12 protein-coding genes are annotated in these 18,507 nt (G+C 38.8%); 3 read left to right on the top strand and 9 right to left on the bottom strand.

Features of this window, described 5'->3' with window-relative positions; translation table 11 throughout:
* Positions 1–211 precede the first annotated feature (211 nt).
* The 3 genes from BW935_RS11360 (at position 212) to BW935_RS11350 (ending at position 6,598) form a co-directional block, all read left to right on the top strand.
* Entirely contained in the window at positions 212–3,112 is a 2,901-nt protein-coding gene (locus BW935_RS11360) for a SusC/RagA family TonB-linked outer membrane protein (protein WP_245802688.1), read from the top strand.
* A gap of 12 nt (positions 3,113–3,124) precedes the next feature.
* Positions 3,125–4,762, top strand: coding sequence for a RagB/SusD family nutrient uptake outer membrane protein (locus BW935_RS11355; RefSeq protein ID WP_076501577.1), 1,638 nt, complete (start codon positions 3,125–3,127; stop codon positions 4,760–4,762).
* A gap of 66 nt (positions 4,763–4,828) precedes the next feature.
* A complete protein-coding gene (locus BW935_RS11350) occupies positions 4,829–6,598 on the top strand; it encodes a DUF3472 domain-containing protein (protein WP_076501574.1) in 1,770 nt (589 codons plus the stop codon).
* A 713-nt stretch (positions 6,599–7,311) separates the two neighbouring features.
* On the opposite strand, the gene BW935_RS11340 is transcribed toward BW935_RS11350, so the two are convergent.
* From BW935_RS11340 to BW935_RS11300, 9 genes are all read right to left on the bottom strand, one after another.
* Entirely contained in the window at positions 7,312–8,721 is a 1,410-nt protein-coding gene (locus BW935_RS11340) for a Gfo/Idh/MocA family protein (protein ID WP_076501569.1), read from the bottom strand.
* A 17-nt stretch (positions 8,722–8,738) separates the two neighbouring features.
* Positions 8,739–9,719: an amidohydrolase family protein gene (locus BW935_RS11335; protein ID WP_076501566.1), complete on the bottom strand. Its 981-nt coding sequence runs from the start codon at positions 9,717–9,719 to the stop codon at positions 8,739–8,741.
* A 1-nt stretch (position 9,720) separates the two neighbouring features.
* Complete coding sequence (locus tag BW935_RS11330; protein WP_076501564.1) at positions 9,721–10,545, bottom strand: class II fructose-bisphosphate aldolase; 825 nt, start codon at positions 10,543–10,545, stop codon at positions 9,721–9,723.
* Complete coding sequence (locus BW935_RS11325) at positions 10,542–11,495, bottom strand: carbohydrate kinase family protein (RefSeq protein WP_076501562.1); 954 nt, start codon at positions 11,493–11,495, stop codon at positions 10,542–10,544. Before BW935_RS11325 ends, BW935_RS11330 begins: the two co-directional genes overlap by 4 nt.
* Positions 11,485–12,336: a 1-phosphofructokinase family hexose kinase gene (locus BW935_RS11320; protein ID WP_175606667.1), complete on the bottom strand. Its 852-nt coding sequence runs from the start codon at positions 12,334–12,336 to the stop codon at positions 11,485–11,487. Before BW935_RS11320 ends, BW935_RS11325 begins: the two co-directional genes overlap by 11 nt.
* A gap of 53 nt (positions 12,337–12,389) precedes the next feature.
* Positions 12,390–13,568 (bottom strand): SIS domain-containing protein, encoded by a 1,179-nt coding sequence (locus tag BW935_RS11315; RefSeq protein ID WP_076501559.1) that lies wholly within the window; start codon positions 13,566–13,568, stop codon positions 12,390–12,392.
* 5 nt (positions 13,569–13,573) lie between these two features.
* Positions 13,574–15,352 (bottom strand): sodium:solute symporter family protein, encoded by a 1,779-nt coding sequence (locus BW935_RS11310; RefSeq protein ID WP_076501557.1) that lies wholly within the window; start codon positions 15,350–15,352, stop codon positions 13,574–13,576.
* Between the two features lie 322 nt (positions 15,353–15,674).
* Entirely contained in the window at positions 15,675–17,582 is a 1,908-nt protein-coding gene (locus BW935_RS11305) for a beta-N-acetylhexosaminidase (protein WP_076501556.1), read from the bottom strand.
* 15 nt (positions 17,583–17,597) lie between these two features.
* On the bottom strand, positions 17,598–18,506 hold the full coding sequence (locus BW935_RS11300) for a hydroxypyruvate isomerase family protein (protein ID WP_076501554.1): 909 nt from the start codon (positions 18,504–18,506) through the stop codon (positions 17,598–17,600).
* Between the last annotated feature and the right edge of the window lies 1 nt (position 18,507).

Below are 18,507 nucleotides of genomic sequence, written 5' to 3'. Positions count from 1 at the left end.
AATTCCTGCGAAATATAACTTATAGCAATATAATATCCTATCTCAATTTTTTCTTAAAAACTTTCATATTCTTTTTATTTTATTTTTGTTTTCTGATTCAAATTAATATATTTAAAAAATTATTTCCACTTCCTTATATTTCATGCATTTATAGAATGGTCAATTTTAAAACAAAACCTTAATAACTATGAGAAAATGTTTATTATGTTTAATGGCTTTTATTCTCTCAAGCATTCCTTGGGGAGTAATGGCACAAACACAAGATTTGAAAGGAATTGTAAAAGATTCGAAAACATCTGAAACAATCCCAGGAGTCAATGTTCTTGTAAAGGGAACACGCAATGGTACTATTACAGATTTTGATGGTGAGTTTACAATTCCTGTTGAAAGAGGCAACACATTAGTATTTTCCTTTATTGGATTCACTACGCAAGAAATTGTGTATACAGGACAATCTTCACTCGAGGTCTCCTTGAATGCCGATACAAAAGACCTTCAAGAAGTTATTGTAACAGGATATGGAACCCAAAAAAGAGAGAATCTAACAGGATCAATTGCTACAGTTAGTGGAGATAAATTGACTGATATCACTTCACCAAATATTGGAAATATGCTACAAGGCAAAGTAGCTGGTGTGGATGTAATCGCATCTACAGGTGCACCAGGTGCTATGCCTACCATAAGAATTAGAGGAAGAAGCTCCATTAGATCTTCTGTAACACCAATTTGGGTGGTAGATGGAGTAATATGGCATGACACACCAATTTTGAATCCAAATGATGTAGAATCTATTTCTGTACTGAAAGATGCTGCTGCAGCAGCTTTGTATGGATCAAGAGGTGCCAATGGGGTGATAGTAGTGACCACCAAAGGTGCAAAAGCGGGAGTAAATAAACTTTCTTTAAATGTAAAAACAGGCGTCAGTGTCTTTAATCGAAGAGATTTCCAGGTAATGAATTCAGAAGAATTACATGACCTTTGGACGCAATTCCCAAATACCAATAGTATCCCTGGGTGGTTTGATGAATCTTTGAAGCAAAGAGACACAGATTGGCTAGATATAGGAACCCAAACAGGACAAGTAAGAGATTACAACTTATCATATACAGGAACTTCAGAAAGAGCTAGGGTATTCACTGCGTTCAACTACTTCAATGAAACAGGAACTGTTAGAGGTGATTCTTATGAAAGACTATCCGCCAGAATAAATTATGACTATGACATCAACTCTAAGTTGACTTTCAAGCCCAAATTAGCAGCTACATACACATCGAATGAAAATGCAAGACACAGCATTTACGACATGTATAGAAATCTGCCTTGGGACAATCCATTTGCTGCCGATGGATCGCCAATCAACACGTTGACTCCAGGAGCAAATTGGAGAGGTCGTGACAATAGAAACTACTTGTATGATTTACAGTGGAATTTTGGAAATTCATCTGTATTCAATGTACTAAGTAATATTGATTTCCAATATGACTTTAACGAGTATTTGTCTTTTATATCCACTAATAGCTTGACATTTTATACTGGGGATTCATTTAACTATACTGACCCAAGATCAAATTCTGGCTTGGCAGACAACGGAAGAATCTCTGCTGGACAAAACAAGCGGATTACAAGATTTACCAATCAAATGCTTTCTTATACAAGAACATTTGACAAGCATTTTGTCAACATCTTAGCTGGCTACGAATTCAATGATTATGTATTTAGCAATGTATCAGCACAAGGAAAGGGTATACCTGCAGGAGCTCAGGTGATCAGCAATGCCTCCGAGCCACAAGCTATAGGCGGTACCAAAAATGACTATGCATTTCAATCTTACCTGTTGAATGCTAATTACAGTTATGAAAACAGATATAGTGCCCAAGCTTCTTTTAGAAGAGATGGTGCGTCAAGATTCGGTGCAAACAATAAGTATGGAAACTTCTTCTCTTTAAGTGGTGCATGGAACATTCACAATGAATCTTTCTTTAACGTATCCTCTATTGATTACTTAAGAACAAAAGTAGCTTACGGACAAGTAGGAAATACACCTTCAAGCTTATATCCACATCTTGAATTGTTTTCGCTAAATGCGCAATACGATGGTAATCCTGCCGCAGTCGCAGCCTCTCTAGGCAACCCTAACCTTACTTGGGAAAAAACGGCCGCAAGCAACTTTGGAATAGAAATCGGTCTTTTCAATCGAATTGACTTAGCCGCTGAGTTTTATATTAAAAACACGACCGATTTACTGCACTTTGTTCCATTACCAAATATCTCAGGTTTTGATGGATATTTTGATAATATAGGAAGTGTATTGAACAAAGGGGTAGAAGTAACATTAGGCTTAGATGTGTTAAAAACCAATGACTTAAACTGGAGATTGGACTTTAATATTGGATTGAACAGAAATGAAATCACTGAGCTATACGAAAATAGAAGACAAATCTCTGGTAACAGAATTGTTGAAGTAGGTGAAGATATTGATACTTGGTTCATGCGTAAATGGGCAGGTGTAAATCCGGAAGATGGAACTCCCCTCTGGGAAAGAGTAGATCCAAATACAGGTGAAATAACACTAACAGGAAGTTATGCTCAAGCAACCTTACAAAAAGTTGGTACTTCTACACCTCAATTCTTTGGAGGTCTTACTTCTTCCTTTGATTTCAAAGGGTTTTACTTAAATGCAAATATGGCATTTTCTAAAGGTGCTTTGGTCTACCATAGCGCAAGAGAAACTTTTGATAGTGATGGCGCTTATCCTACTTATAACTACATGAGGCTGAGACCTGAATGGTCTAGATGGAGTCCAGAAAACCCAAATGCAACACATCCGCAACCATTCTTTGGAGGAAATAATGATGCGCATAGACCTTCCTCAAGATTCCTTGAAGATGTAAGCTTCCTTAGAATAAGAAACATTACAGCTGGATATAGACTACCGGTAACTTTTATACAAAAACTAAAGCTAACTGGCCTTGACGTTTTCGTATCAGCAGATAATTTGATCACTTTCACTTCATTTTCAGGACTTGATCCAGAAGCTGCTATTTTCGGAGATACCGGATCCCAGTACCCACTTCCTAAAAGAATTAGCTTTGGTCTAAATGTGAACTTCTAACTTGACTCTATCATGAAAAAACTAATATTCATATTTACGCTATCATTGGGAGTTTTGACATTCTACTCCTGTGATATAGACAGGACTCCTTTTGATTCTATTACATCAGAGGATTTAGCAAATTCCGAAACAAGTGCTTTCAATGTGACACTTGGAACATATAGCAGAATGCGTGCTTGGACTGAAAATTGGCATAGACTATTTGAATATCCTGGTGATAATGTCGCTTTAAGTGGTACTACTTCTGACCCTTTATTCTTCTCTTACAATTTCAACCGAATTCCGAATTCAAGTAGAACAGCAGGGTTCTGGAGAAGTAGTTACCAAATTGTAGTAGCTACCAATCAAGTGATTGGAAATGTTCCTGAAGGAAGCTCTCCAAGCAACAACCAAATTTTAGCAGAAAACTACTACATCAGAGCCTTGATGCACTTCAGTCTTGTTAACATTTTTGGCAAGCCTTACAACCAAGGTGTTAATAACCCTGGTGTTCCGCTTAAACTAGATGCCGAGCCACTCAACCATCCAATAAGATCTTCTGTAGGAGATGTATACGATCAAGTTGAAGCAGATCTATTGAAAGCTGTTTCATTGTTCTCTGAAAATAAGACGAATGTATATGCTTCTAAAGAAGCAGCTTGGGCATTGCTTTCGAGACTCTACTTGTACAAAGTAGATAATCAAAAGGCAGCTGAATATGCTGACCTTGTGATCAATTCAGGAAGATTCTCGCTTTTACAGACAAATAGACTTGCTGATTATCCTAAATTGGCTCCAGAAAGTAATTCAGAGACTATTTTTGCTGTCAAATTTGTAAAAGATGTAGACTATGAATCAAATGGTTGGTTTACCATTGGATCCTTATATGCTAATGTCCAAGGCGCAGGTTGGGGAGAAATGTATGCCTCTAGGCCATATCTGGAACTAGTTAGAGAGTTCCCCGAAGATCAAAGAAATAAATTCATTCAACCTGTAGTTGTTGACCAAAATGTGACTTGGGGTTTATTCGTAAGAAATAACCTAACTTATGGTTGGACTGAATTGACGCCTCAAGGAGAAGACTTTGTATATACTCACGGTGGAACCACAAAATTGGTAGAAAAGGAATTTAATGAAAGAGGTGGTATAAGTTACCATATAGACACAGACGAAGGTAAAAAGCAAATCTTAATCGATAAGAGACTTGATTTGAGAAACAACTTCCCTAAATACTTCATTTTGAAATGTTCTGGACAGGAAGATCAAGCTCACTTATGGTCTCCTGTGGTATCGAGGCTAGCAGAAATGTACCTTAACAAAGCAGAAGCACTTGCTAAACAAGGACAAAATGCAGAAGCGCTAGAACTCGTCAATGTGATTAGAACTAGAGCAGGTATTCCTCAAACTGGTCTTTACAACCTGGGTAATCTAGGTGGCAAAACAGTTCTTGACGTCGTATTGGAAGAAAGACAACTAGAGCTTTCTTGGGAAGGGCATAGAAAAATGGATGTGTTCAGAAATGGCAGAATGATGGATAGACGATATCCTGGAACCCATTTGGCTGGAAACAACCCACGACAAACTATTCTTGCCAATGAGAATGCTATCATAGAGTTTATACCAGAAGATCAACTCCTTGTCCATGAAGGATTGACTCAAAATCCTGGGTAACTCATTATCAAAACAATGCCTGATAACTTCAGGCATTGTTTTTTTAATCTTTAAATAATCCATCAAATGAAACAAATGCTAAAACTATTGATTTTAGGATTACTATCCTTTATTGGGTGCGCTGAACCAGAGACACCTATTGATAATGATCAAACATCTTATGCTGACGCTTTCACAATTCCACTGGGTGGAAACACTTATCAATTAGCTGGGGAAGAGAATACAGAAATAACTCAAGATGGAATTAAGTCTTGGTCCTCCCCTGCTACTGTATTTGGTGTGTTTTTCAAATCATCTGGCGCTCCTAAAGTAAAACTCAATATTGACATAGAAGCACAAGAGGATGATTCAGAGATTGAATTCAAAATCAATGAGACTTCAAAAAAAATAACCCTTCAAAAAGGCATAACGGGTATAGTTCAAGTTGGTGAATTCAAATTGGAAGCTGGATACACTAAGATTGAAATCCAAGGTATTTCAAAAGGCGGAAGTAACTTCTCAAAAATTAAAACAATCAAAATTGAGCATAATAACGAGCTCTCCCCTTCCTATGTAAAAGATAATCAAGACAATAATTTTTACTGGGGAAGACGAGGGCCTTCTGTTCATTTAGGATATCAGGTCCCTGATGACAGCGATTACAAATGGTTTTATAATGAAATGACCATCCCTGAAGGGCAAGACCCAATTGGTTCATATTTCATGGCCAATGGATTTGCAGAAGGTTACTTTGGAATCCAAGTTAATTCTACCAACGAAAGAAGAGTACTCTTTTCGGTATGGAGTCCATTTGTCACAGACAATCCCAACGATATACCTGATGACGAAAAGATTGTAGTATTGAAAAAAGGTGAAAATGTCTATACAGGTGAGTTTGGAAATGAAGGTTCAGGAGGTCAAAGCTACCTTGTCTATAATTGGAAAGCTGGCACTACCTATAGATTCCTTAACGCTGTAGAACCTGATGGAAATGGAAATACCATTTATACTGGATACTTTTTTGCACCTGAGATAGGGGAATGGCAAATCATAGCTCAATTTAAAAGGCCAAAAACAGATACTTGGTACAAAAGACCACATTCCTTTCTAGAAAATTTCAACACAAGAACAGGGCACATTGGAAGGCATGTTTTTTATGACAATCAATGGGTACGTTCTACTAATGGTACCTGGACAGAACTTACAACAGCTAGATTTACAGGCGATGCGATAGCCAATGCTGGTTTTAGAATGGATTATGCCGGAGGTAGTCGCGATGGTAAATTTTATTTACAAAACTGTGGTTTTTTCACCCCACACACCGAACTCAACAGTATGCATCATAGAAGCCCAAACAATATGACTCCTGTGATTGATTTCGAACATTTAGAAACATTAGGAATAGCACTCACTGCACCTGAACAAATTCAAGAAATGGATAAATCTGATTGGGAAATCATTGCTTTCAGTTCAGAAGAGACTTCTGGTGAAGGCGCTACTGGACGTGCAAAAGATGTGATTGATGGTGATGTGAATACCTATTGGCATAGCCAATGGACAGGTACCAGTGCAAGCTACCCTCATTACTTTGTAATTGACACGAAAGCTAACACTGAAATCACTAGCTTTATCCTTTTCCAAAGAAATGGAATGCGTAAAATCAAAGATTATAAAATCTATACCAGCGTTGACAATCAAAATTGGAGCTTGGTGAGCTCAGGTATACTCCTCAATAATGCTAGCCAGCAAAATATCAAATTGAGCAATAAAATTGAAGCAAGGTATATAAAATTCGAAGGTCTAAACTCCCATGATAGTGATCAGTTTGCAGCTCTTGCAGAATTTGGAGCTTTTTAGAACTTTAAAAACTTGACTTTGCTTTCATAAAGGGCTGTTAAGTAAAACTCGACAACCCATTTTAAATAGGGCTAGCTGAAAAATCTCAAGTATGCTAGCCCTTCCTATCGGTAGGCAAATTCAAAACGGGGGCATGAAGATGCACGCTTATACTTCGAATGACTCAATGAAGAAACTGTCAATTCTCCAGGCAGGAATTCCTCTCTCATCTTTCATATGCACCTTTGCCGATCTTAGCGAGAATCCGGATTTCCTTTCCTCTTTAACCTTATTACTTTCATCCTATATCTTCCCTCCACATCCCTTACCACCAAAGCTACATCAAAGTAGTATCAAAGTAGTATCAAAGCTGGGGATAGTCTGACCCCGTAAGCTGACCCCATAACAAAAAAGAGGCTCCTGTTTATATGAATTCTTAAAATAATACAAATGCTAAATTCTTTGGTATTTTCTCTAAGCCATGCAACTATCAAAGCCATACCAAAGTAACATTAAAGCTCCACCAAAGTAATACCAAAGTAAGGGATACTGGGACCTTTGCCCTCAGCGCTCACTGCGAGAATCGGGGCAAGTTCTACGATAAATCTTTCCCTTTAATCATTTTCCCTTCCCCTCATTCTTCCTCCTTATAGTCGCGAACTCAATAATAAAAAAACACCAGAGATACCCCTGGTGCCTTTACACTTTTAAACTAAATTATCCCTATGCAAAATTTATACAATTACTTTTGTTGTTCCACCACCATTTAAAGAGATGTCTACTGGCTTATTGGTTTTCCAAGAGCCACCAGTGAAGTCAGGCACATCAATAGAGTTAGACCTATGAGCTACCGACCATTCACTAAGTGGTGAAATAGCCGACCAAAGTGCCGCATCATAGACGTCCTGATCCAAAGGAAGACCATTTCTTAGGCAATCTACCAATCTCCACTCCATCATAAAATCCATTCCGCCATGACCTCCAATTGTCTTGGCCAATTCACCTACTTTTTTCACGATTTCTGGCGTGTATTTTTCCTGAAGAACTTTCATTTCATCATCCTTGATCCATCCATGACCACTAGATACACGCTGCACTGGATACTTTTGAGCAAATGCTTTAGTTCCACTCAGGGCATGTAGCCTAGAATACGGTCTTGGAGATGTCACGTCATGCTGAACCATCATCGACTTGCCACGCTTAGTCCTGATAATCGTTGTGTTCATATTACCTCCGTACTGCTTTTCCACAAATGATGCGTAAAAATTATCCTGCTCTGCCAATTCTCTAGCCTTGTCCGCCATATGGAAATCTGCAGAAGATAAAGAAGTCAAGTAATCCATCTGATCTCCCCTATTGATATCCATCAACTGGGCAATAGGCCCTAATCCATGTGTGGCGTAAAGGTTGCCATCTCGGTAGTTTTCTTTCAGTCTCCACATATCTTCATAGGCATTCTTGGCAAAATTAAGATCCAAAAGATCATGAATATAAGCCCCTTCGGCATGTAGAATATCTCCAAAAAAACCATCTCTTGCCATATTGAGCGTCATCAATTCAAAAAAGTCATAACAACAGTTCTCAAGCATCATGCAATGCTTCTGAGTACGCTCAGAGGTCTCTACTAGTTGCCAGCACTCTTCAAGGGTTTTGGCCGCTGGTACCTCTACCGCTGCATGTTTTCCTGCTTCCATAGCATATACAGCCATCGGCACATGCCAATCCCATGGAGTAGCAATATAGATCAGGTCAATGTCGTCTCTTTCCACCATCTTTTTCCATGCATAAGCGTTGCCAGAATATTTTGCAGGTTTATGCTTTGTCTTTTCTAGAGATTTGGTGACTTTATCAACTTTCTCCGGGATTAGGTCACATAGTGCCACAATCTCTACCCCTTCTATTTTACTCATTCTACTCACAGCACCTGGCCCCCTCATACCCAACCCTATAAAGCCAACTCTTACCTTATCTAACTTTGGGGCAGCAAAACCAGACATGTTAAAATGTTGAACTCTTTTCCTCTTAATCAATTCAGGTAAACGTTCCATCTCTTCAGCAGAACTAAAATTACTCATACCTGTACCAAATAGGCCAAGTCCTGCCAGACCCGAAATCTTTAGAAATTCTCTTCTTTTGTTGCTCATGGTTATTATGTTAATTATTAATTTTTAAATCCGTAAATCTTTGCTGCATTAATCACAAATAGCTTTTCTAATACTTCAGTTGGAAGTCCTAGACCTTGAAACTCTCCCTCAAACTCCTCAGCTTCCATGATATCTTCTGATGAAAAATACTGCCAATGATAGGACCACAACGCATCAAATCTAGCCGCTGCTTGATCCTCATGATCAAAAAATGAATCGATCACATCAGAGCCATAAATGATCCGATCTTGATATCTGATAAAAAAGTCTCGTACCATTTCCCTATGCTCCATCCCTTGCAATTGAACATGACAGATTCTCTCTGCCATATCCACATAGAAATTAGGATAAAGTTCAAGACGCTTCCCAACTTCTGTAAGATCCCATTCCATACTCCCAAAATGCGCCCCAATAAATACTAAATCTGGATGCTTCTCAAGCACTTGGTCTCTTGCTCCTATTTGAGCCAAATAATCTGGAAACTCCTTATGCAAATACATGTGATATTCTGGATGTTTGGTAAAGTAGTTTCTATCTGAATCTACTGTCATTTGCTCCAATGGAAGCCAACAATTCCTAGGTTCACCAATATGCGCTATCAATGGAATTTTGTTCATAGAAAGAAAGTCAAATACAGGATCCAACCTTTCGTCACTGACCATTACAAATTGCCCCGACTTATCTCGTAATTCCATTCCGAAATTTTTCCAAATCTTGATCCCAGTAGCACCATTATCTACGGTCTTTTTGATTTGATCAATAGTGTTGGCTAACCAAGAGTTGTTTCCAAAACCTGCTGATGAAAATGTCCCCATATACCTTACCTGTTCTGGAAAATCCCGCTTCAAGTCTAAAACCACTGCCTCTTGTTCTCCAATAGGGTCAAAAAATGGAATATCTGTATTGATTGACAAAAATGAAGCACCACGCTCCAAAGCAAGTATCATCTTTGCTTTGGAACGGGTATTTAAATGGCAATGAGCATCGATCAAATTCATACTATCTATTGTTTACAATATCTAACTTTCCTTTGACCAGCTCAGTGACTGCATTCGTAGCTTTGGGAAATACTTTTCTTAAATCTATTTCCTCGTTTTGGGTCAATATATCCTGAAGGGTCTTCATAAAGATATTCTTAATCTCCGTAGCCAAATTGACTTTGCAGATTCCATTTTGAATTGCAGCACGAAGCTGAGATTCAGGCACACCCGAACTGCCATGCAATACAAATGTGGCATCCTGTACCTCTGCTACAATCGATTGAAGTAAATCTATCTGTAATTTTGGTTCTTCTTTGTAAAACCCATGTGCAGTACCAATGGATATGGCCAATGCATCTACTCCTGTCTCCTCTACAAACTGTCTAGCTTCATGGGGCTGGGTAAATCCACTATGTGCATGAGATTGACCCAATTTCGCAACAAAACCTAGCTCCGCCTCTACATGCGCACCATAAGATGCTGCCCTTTTGACTACTTCTTGAGTGAGTTTCACATTCTCCCCAAATGGTAACTCAGAGCCATCTATCATCACAGAATCAAAGCCAGCATCTAAACAGCGTTGAGCTAATTCTACCGAGCCTCCATGATCTAAATGTATCCATCCTTCCACACCAAATTGCTTGAGCCCTTCCCTACCCAATGCAACAGCAGAATCCAACCCCATATAGTCAATTGAGCTTTGTGTCAATTGCAAAATAATTGAATCTCCCGTTTGCTGCGCCGCACCAAGCACACCATGTAGGGTTTCTAAGTTATAGTAATTCGTAGCCAATAATCCGACTTTCTTATCTGTAAGGCTGCTTAATTTTTCTTTTAACTTCATAAGTTGGCTGTATTTACATTGAATAGCTTTTTTGTTGTTTCCTGAAAAGCCGCTAGACTTTCAAATGCTGTCGTCCCTCCAGCTGCTGTAGTATTGACAGCACCTGTAAGGTTTGCAAATCGTAAACAAGTGCTCCAAGGTTTGCCTGCAAGGAAATGGTGAATAAAACCTGCATTGAAACTATCACCAGCACCAATGGCATCTACAAAATGATCATGAACAAATCCTTCCTCTTGAATTATTGTTCCTTGATGGAATAGCATACTTCCTTTTTGCCCCATCTTTACTGCGACTACATTAGCAAAAGGTCTCAATTCCTCTAGCGCATCCTCCACACTGCTCTTTCCTGTAAGCCCTTTAATTTCTGCTTCATTTGGCAAAAAAACATCAACATAAGGCAGGCAGGCACGATAATCAAAGTCAAAATCACTATCAGGATCTGTTTGCAAATCCAATGAAGTCGTCAGACCTGCTGCTTTAGATTTTTGGAATAGTTGCTTAATTTCTTTTCTGATTTTTGGCTGAAGAAATAGGTTGGAAAAATGTAGATGATCAAACTGATCTAAATTTTCCCATGGGATATCTTCTATTCCAAGATGCTCCATCGCACCACAATAGGTCACATTTGCTCTATCTTGATCGTAATTGAGCACAATGGTCAATCCTGTTTGGTAGCTCTCATCTTGAATCAAAAAATCAGAGAACACACCCCTCTCCTTAAACTTCTCCTTAACGAAATCACCAAAATCATCCTTCCCAATTCTACCACAGAAACTTGTGGGCACTCCCAATGCTGCTATATTACAAGCAAAGATCGCAGAACTACTACCTAACGTGAGGTTCATCTGAGAAGCTATGATTTCAGTACCAACCTTTGGAAATCCTTTGATACCGTTTAGAATCAAGTCTACATTCAACTCCCCAACTACAAGCAATTTTTTATCGTGCATACTTCTTCTCTTTGATTTCGATAATATGAAGCAATTTTTTTACATCCTCCTTGTAGAGCATCCCAAGCTCTGCTCTAAGGCAATTTGCAGCTCCAAAAGCAACCGCAAATCTTGCATGATCTTGTATGTCTTTATTATTGATTAGACTAAATCCTAACCCTGCTGTCAGACAGTCCCCACTTCCCACTGTACTGATTACTTTGCTTAGTGTAACTCTACCCTCTATTATACCTTCGCTGGAAATCAACTCCAAACCATCTTTGCCCTTGGTCAAGGCTAGCATTGACACAGACTTCAGTTCATTAGGCATCATATTATTTGTCTCATTATATTCATTTTCATTAAGATGCAATGCTGTGATGTTCTCTTGTATAGCTTTCTGGAGCTGAACTCCAGTACAGTCCAAGATTACATCAATTTGATTTTGATTACATAGCTTGACCAACTCTTGGCAGGAATTCTCTGCACTTTCCAGAGGCCAAGAACCTGAGATGATCACAAGCTGTGCCTGCTTAATTTTTTCAGCAAATAGCTCCTTAAAGGCCTCAAAACTTTGAATATCCATCTTTGGACCTGGCTCTAAAAATTCAGTATGATCCAATTGCTTATCAGTTGATCGAATAGTATAGCATTTCCTAGTATTTCCTGATAAGCTGATTCCTCCAACATCTATCCCATGATTCTTACACTGAGATTTGACCCACTCCCCATTTGGTCCTGCCCAAAAGCCTAATAAAGACACCTTAGAGCCCATCTCTTGTAGGGCCAATGCCACATGAACGCCTTTGCCACCTGGAAACTCTTGGATATTGATAAATCTATTAGGCTCACCAAATTTCATACACTCCATTTGAGCATAAGTATCGATAGAAGGGTTGGGACAGACTACAAGTATCATTTTTCTTTGCGATAAATATTTACACCTTGTACAACCCTAGATATTGCACCACTTATAGAAGGATTGTCAGGTTTCAATCCCAAATTGAGACATTTATAAAAACCTAACAACTGTCCGATGAGCGTAGCTGATAGAATCCTAAACTCTCCTGCTGAGCAACTACTTGTCCTTGGCGCTAAATTTATGATTGACCTGAAGTCATCTGAATACCAAGCACCATAGGTGATGATTGGTAGGCTTCTTGAGTCTTGAGCTAAACTAGCCGCCAGGTCTCTTTCGTATTGATAAACATGTGGATCATTTGAAAAAAGAAAAACAAGCAAGGATTTTTCATTGACAACAGCCCTAGGGCCATGTCTAAACCCAAGGAATGAATCATGCTTACATACCACCTGACCGTCTGTCAATTCTTGAAGTTTCAAATGACACTCTCTTGCCACTCCCAACATTGGGCCAGACCCTAAAAATATCACTCTGTCAAATTGACTGCCGGCGATTTCCATAAAGTCCCCTAAATGTTTTGCAAAAAATTCATCCGCATGCTCAGATACAGCTATCACTTTTTCACCGACATTGCCTAGATTTTTTAATTGTGCAATCACCAAGATTGACAGCAACATAGATGTAAAGCTACCTGTCATTGCTAAACTTTTATCATTAGCTTCCTCAGGAAGTAATAAGCAATAACTATTGCCCTTATGGTTCTTGACATATTCAGCCAGCTCACCATCACGATTACAGGTGATTACTAAATGATAAATATCATCCACATATTCGTCTGCCAAATGTACTGTCTCAACACTTTCTGGACTATTACCAGATCGAGCAAAAGAAACCAAAAGTGTTGGTATTGCCTTGTTAAATGCCAATTCGGGGTGCGTGACAATATCTGTAGTCGGTATAGCTTGAGTAATCACTCCTGTACTGGATTGAACCAAACCAGCCGCTGCCTCTCCAATGAAAGCTGAAGATCCGGCACCAGTAAGTATGATCCTCAAATTAGGAAGGCTGTAAAGTGGATTCAAAAACGATTCTAATTCGATTTTTTGAGAAGCAATCAGTGCCAATACATCCAGCCACAACTGAGGTTGCTGCATGATTTCTCTAGCAGTATGCTCTGCGCCGACATTGACAGCAGACTGCTTCTCTAGGTTCAAATAGGTTGTTGATATCATATTATTTATCCTTTTTTATCTATCAATCTATATACAAGTGCAAACGCAACAATAGCTACCATAAATAGACCTGCGCCAGACGTATAACTTTTCAATACTACTTTCCCAATGGCTAAGAGTAATGCATAAATAGCAATTACTCCGACTGCAAAGGAGAACAGGGCTTTTTGAAATCCAAATAAAGTTGGATCAGCATCAGCGGCTTCCTGTGAGGTCATTTGAGACCTAATCTTCGCCCACCCCCTGCCAGGCACTTTAGTGATTTTCAAAAAATTAATCAATACAGACTTATTCGTAGGAGAACTCAAGTAAGCCACCGTTACCCATGAAAATGTCGTAATTGCCACCCCAACTATCAACTCAATATGGGTTTCTACGGGCTCAAAATACTGCTTATGAACAAATGCAAAATATAAAGCTACCATAAATGACACTACCATAGCTGTCAGCTCACTAGCAGCGTTGATTCTCCACCAATACCACCTTAGAATATATAGCAATCCCGTCCCTGCTCCGATCTGCAGGAGAATACTGAAGCTTTGAAGTGCATTCTCCAACTGCAAAGCCATATACCCTCCAAATAACATGATCAAAACTGTTGCAACTCTTCCTACATTAACCAATGCCTTTTGCGAACTTTTAGGATTAATAAACCTTTTGTAGAAATCATTTACCACATAGGAAGCTCCCCAATTCAGATGCGTAGAAAGTGTAGACATGTATGCAGCTACCAATGAAGTAACTACCAAACCCATCAAACCCACAGGCAAAAAGGATAACATGGCTGGATAAGCGATATCGTCTTTGATGATTTGAGCAGAAGCGTTTGGAAATGCCGTCTGAATATCATCCAAAGAAGGGAAAACGATGATGGAAGCTAATGCCACAATGATCCATGGCCAAGGTCTAATAGCGTAATGAACAATATTGAAAAGCAAAACAGAGGAAAAGGCATGCTTTTCATTTTTGGCGGCTAGCATCCTTTGGACAACGTAGCCCCCTCCTCCAGGCTCTGCACCTGGGTACCATACAGACCACCATTGGACAAAAAGTGGAATAAAAAATATCACAACCGCAATTTCCATATTTCCAAAATCAGGAAGTATATGAAGCTTACTACTTACATCTGGGTGATTGATCAAATTATCCATACCACCTACCGCTGGATGGGAAACTGCAATGTAAGCAGCAGCTATTGCTCCGCCTAAAGAGAGCCCAAATTGCAAGAAATCTGTCAAGACCACACCTCGCAATCCTCCAAGGGAACTATAGATCACGGTGACGATGCCAGCTATCAACAATGTCTGCAACGGACTAATCCCTAGCAAAATCCCTCCAATTTTGATAGCTGCAAGTGAGACGGAGGCTATAATTACCACATTAAAAAAAACACCTAAATAAATGGCCCTAAACCCTCTCAAAAATGCGGCAAGCTTACCGCTATACCTCAATTCATAGAATTCTATATCTGTCAATACTCCCGATCGCTTCCAAAGCTTCGCAAAGAAAAAGACAGTCAGCATACCAGTAAGTAAAAAACTCCACCATACCCAATTACCAGCCGCTCCATTTGTCCTGACAATATCTGTCACTAAGTTGGGTGTATCTGTCGAGAAAGTCGTAGCGACCATGGATATCCCAAGTAACCACCAGGACATGTTACCTCCAGCATTAAAATATTCTTCTTGACTTTTAGATGCCTTTTTGGCTGTATATAACCCTATCCCGAGTGATACTGCAAAAAAGCCAATAAGAATGATCCAGTCAATCCCTTGTAACAGCATGCTATATAGAAAATTTTACTTCAAATACTTTTTTCATAATTTCTCAAACTCAATTGATAGATCATTAAAATCTAATTTTTCGTTTTCTTGACTTCCTAATCACTATCTTAAATCACCTTAATCCAAATCTTAAATTAATAAGCTATCGGAATATTTCGAAATATAAAAACTTTCATTATTATATAAAACGAAAATAAATTAATTTTCATTTTATTTTCACATTTCAAATGAAATCAAAATGTTATCTTTCGAGTTACCAGATAAAAAAATACCATGAAAAACATTGGTCTTCCATGGTATTCATAGTCAATACCTATTCATACTACTCAATCTCTACAGTGTATATACCACTTTCTCTGTTAGATGGTGTTACAATGATATATTTCAATTTCAATGGCTCCTGCCCTTCCCCATGAACAGGCATCAAGAAAGGCCCTCTATATAGATGAGCTGTTCTATCTGCCTTGTGACCATCAAACGAGTAATATATTTTGCTACCAGCTACACTACTCGTCAATTTCACTTCCTTTTTACCATCTTTTAGATTAACTTCTACTATCGCTTCTGGAATTCTGAAATTGATGTTTTGTTGATCAAGTTCAGCCAGGTGTTTAGGCATTCGAACCTTGGCAAAAGAGTTATAATCCTTTTTATCTTTCGCCATCCAAGCCACTTCTGACAAAGCCAGCAGTCTCGGAAACACCATATATTGCATCTTTTCAAATGATGGAACATACTCTGTCCACATATTTGCTTGTACTCCTAAAATATGCTTTTGCTGATCTTGAGTCAGATCCATTGGTCTTGGATGATAGCTATAGACCTTTTCCAATGGCAAATAGCAACAAATAAACAAAGGTTCATCGGCTTGCTTTCCCTGACCATGGTCAATGTACATATGACTATTTGGTGTCATGATGACATCATGTCCCATCTTGGCAGCTGCAATTCCTCCAGCCTCACCTCTCCAACTCATCACTGTAGCATTGGGAGCCAAGCCTCCTTCGAGGATTTCATCCCAACCAATCAAGTTTCTACCGTTTTTATTGAGGAACTTCTCGATCCTCTTGATGAAATAACTTTGAAGTTCATGTTCATCTTTGAGTTTATTTTTTTTGATAACCTTTTGAGCAATCTCAGAAGTTTTCCAATGATCCTTAGGCACCTCATCACCTCCTATATGGATATATTCACTTGGAAAAATAGCCATCACCTCTGTCAAGACATCTTCTAGGAACTTAAAGGTCTCTTCTTTTGGACCGAATATATTATAATGAATCCCCCAATATCCTGGCACATAGGGTAAAATTTCATTGTTATAAGACTGACCATTCTCTCGTTTAGCAGCAATACTCCCTTTTGAAACTACACCATTGACCACATCAAAACTTCCAAATTCAGGGTAAGCAGCAAGTACAGCAGAACTATGTCCTGGAAGTTCGATCTCAGGAATCACAGTTATTTTTCTTTCAGCAGCATAGCGTACCAATTCTCTTGCTTCATCTTGGGTATAAAAGCCACCATGTCTTACCCCATCATATATAAATGGCTTGAAATTGCCGTATTGCCCAATAATCGTTGAGTCTCTCCATGCGGCTACCTCAGTAAGCTTAGGATATTTTTTGATTTCCAACCTCCAGCCTTGATCATCTGTCAAGTGCCAATGCAGTCTATTCAATTTAAAATGAGCCATCAAATCCACAATTTGTTTCATCTCATCTAGGGTTCTAAAATGACGACTCACATCGATCATCAATCCCCTATAACCAAACTCCGGCTGATCCTTGATCTGGACTACTGGAATATGTAATTCATTGCCTCTTTGTTCGATCAATTGAATGAGCGTTTGAAATGCATAAAAAATACCAGCATCACCTCCTTTAACCTCTATCTCATTAGCATTAACAGAGAGGCTGTAAGCTTCATTCTCCATGTTTGAATCATGACTCACTTTGATTTTAGTGTGAACCTGTGCTTGAGAAGATATACTCGTACTTACCCCAAATCTTTTATTGATATAAGTATTGAATAGCATCGCTGAACCTCGCTGAGCATCATTCTCGGCATACAATTGAGTTTTGTCTTTTAATACAAATGTCCCTTCTCCAATGGATACCTCCGAAGGATAAGGAACCAAAGCAAGTTCATACTTACCTTGAGCATATATCAATTGACTGATAATAAGACTAATAGTAAGAATATATAGTTTTTTAAGGTTTATTAGATTCATAGTTTTTTGGGATTATTAATTAAATTTATCAGAGTTAAGATACGCTTGAATAAGCTTTTTCTCTCCTGCTTCTCCTCCTTCTGAAAGTCCATGCTCCATACCGATAATTCCTCGGTAGTCTTTATTATATAGATGTTTGAACAAATTTAGGTAATTGATTTCTCCAGTGCCTGGCTCTTTTCTGCCCGGGTTATCACCTACTTGTATATAAGCAATTTCAGACCAGCATTTATCTATGTTTGCCAATAAATCACCCTCATTTCTTTGCATGTGATAGGCATCATAAAGGATTTTACAAGCAGGACTTCCTACTGCCTTACATATCGAATACGTCTGATCCGAATATCTTAAAAACAATTCTGGTGTATCACTCAATGGTTCTAATACCATAGTAAGACCATGGGGCTCAAATATGTCAGAAGCCTTTTTGAGAACTTCGATCACATGGGCAGTTTGAATTCCAATTGGAAGATTCCTTTCGTAAAACCCAGGAACCACCGTCATCCATTTAGCTCCAGTTCTTTTGGCTACCTCTACAGCTTTTTTACAAGTATCTAAAAAATTATCCGAAAACTCCTGCTTCCCTGTTGTCAATGATTTCTTCCAATTGTCCCCTCCATCGATCACAAAAACCCCCATCTTCATATCTCGTCGCTCTAAGGCTTTGGCAATTTTGTTTTGATCTTCTATTGATCTTCCCATCATGCCATTATCTTCTAGAGCCCTAAAACCATGCTCAGCCATGAAATCAATCTGAGCTATCAGATCACCGCCCGCAGTATGACGGAACATCCCAAAATGTGGCGCATAAATATGATTAAATTTATGCTTTGAATTAGCTCCATACACATTGCTTCCAAAAGGATATATGGCTGTGAGAGCAGTCGCTAAACTCGCCCTTTCAATAAACTTTCTTCTTTCCATA

It is taken from the genome of Belliella pelovolcani (assembly GCF_900156785.1).
Taxonomy (GTDB): domain Bacteria; phylum Bacteroidota; class Bacteroidia; order Cytophagales; family Cyclobacteriaceae; genus Belliella; species Belliella pelovolcani.
The sequence above is the reverse complement of the archived record's forward strand: the minus strand, read 5'-3'. Positions and strand labels throughout refer to the sequence as shown.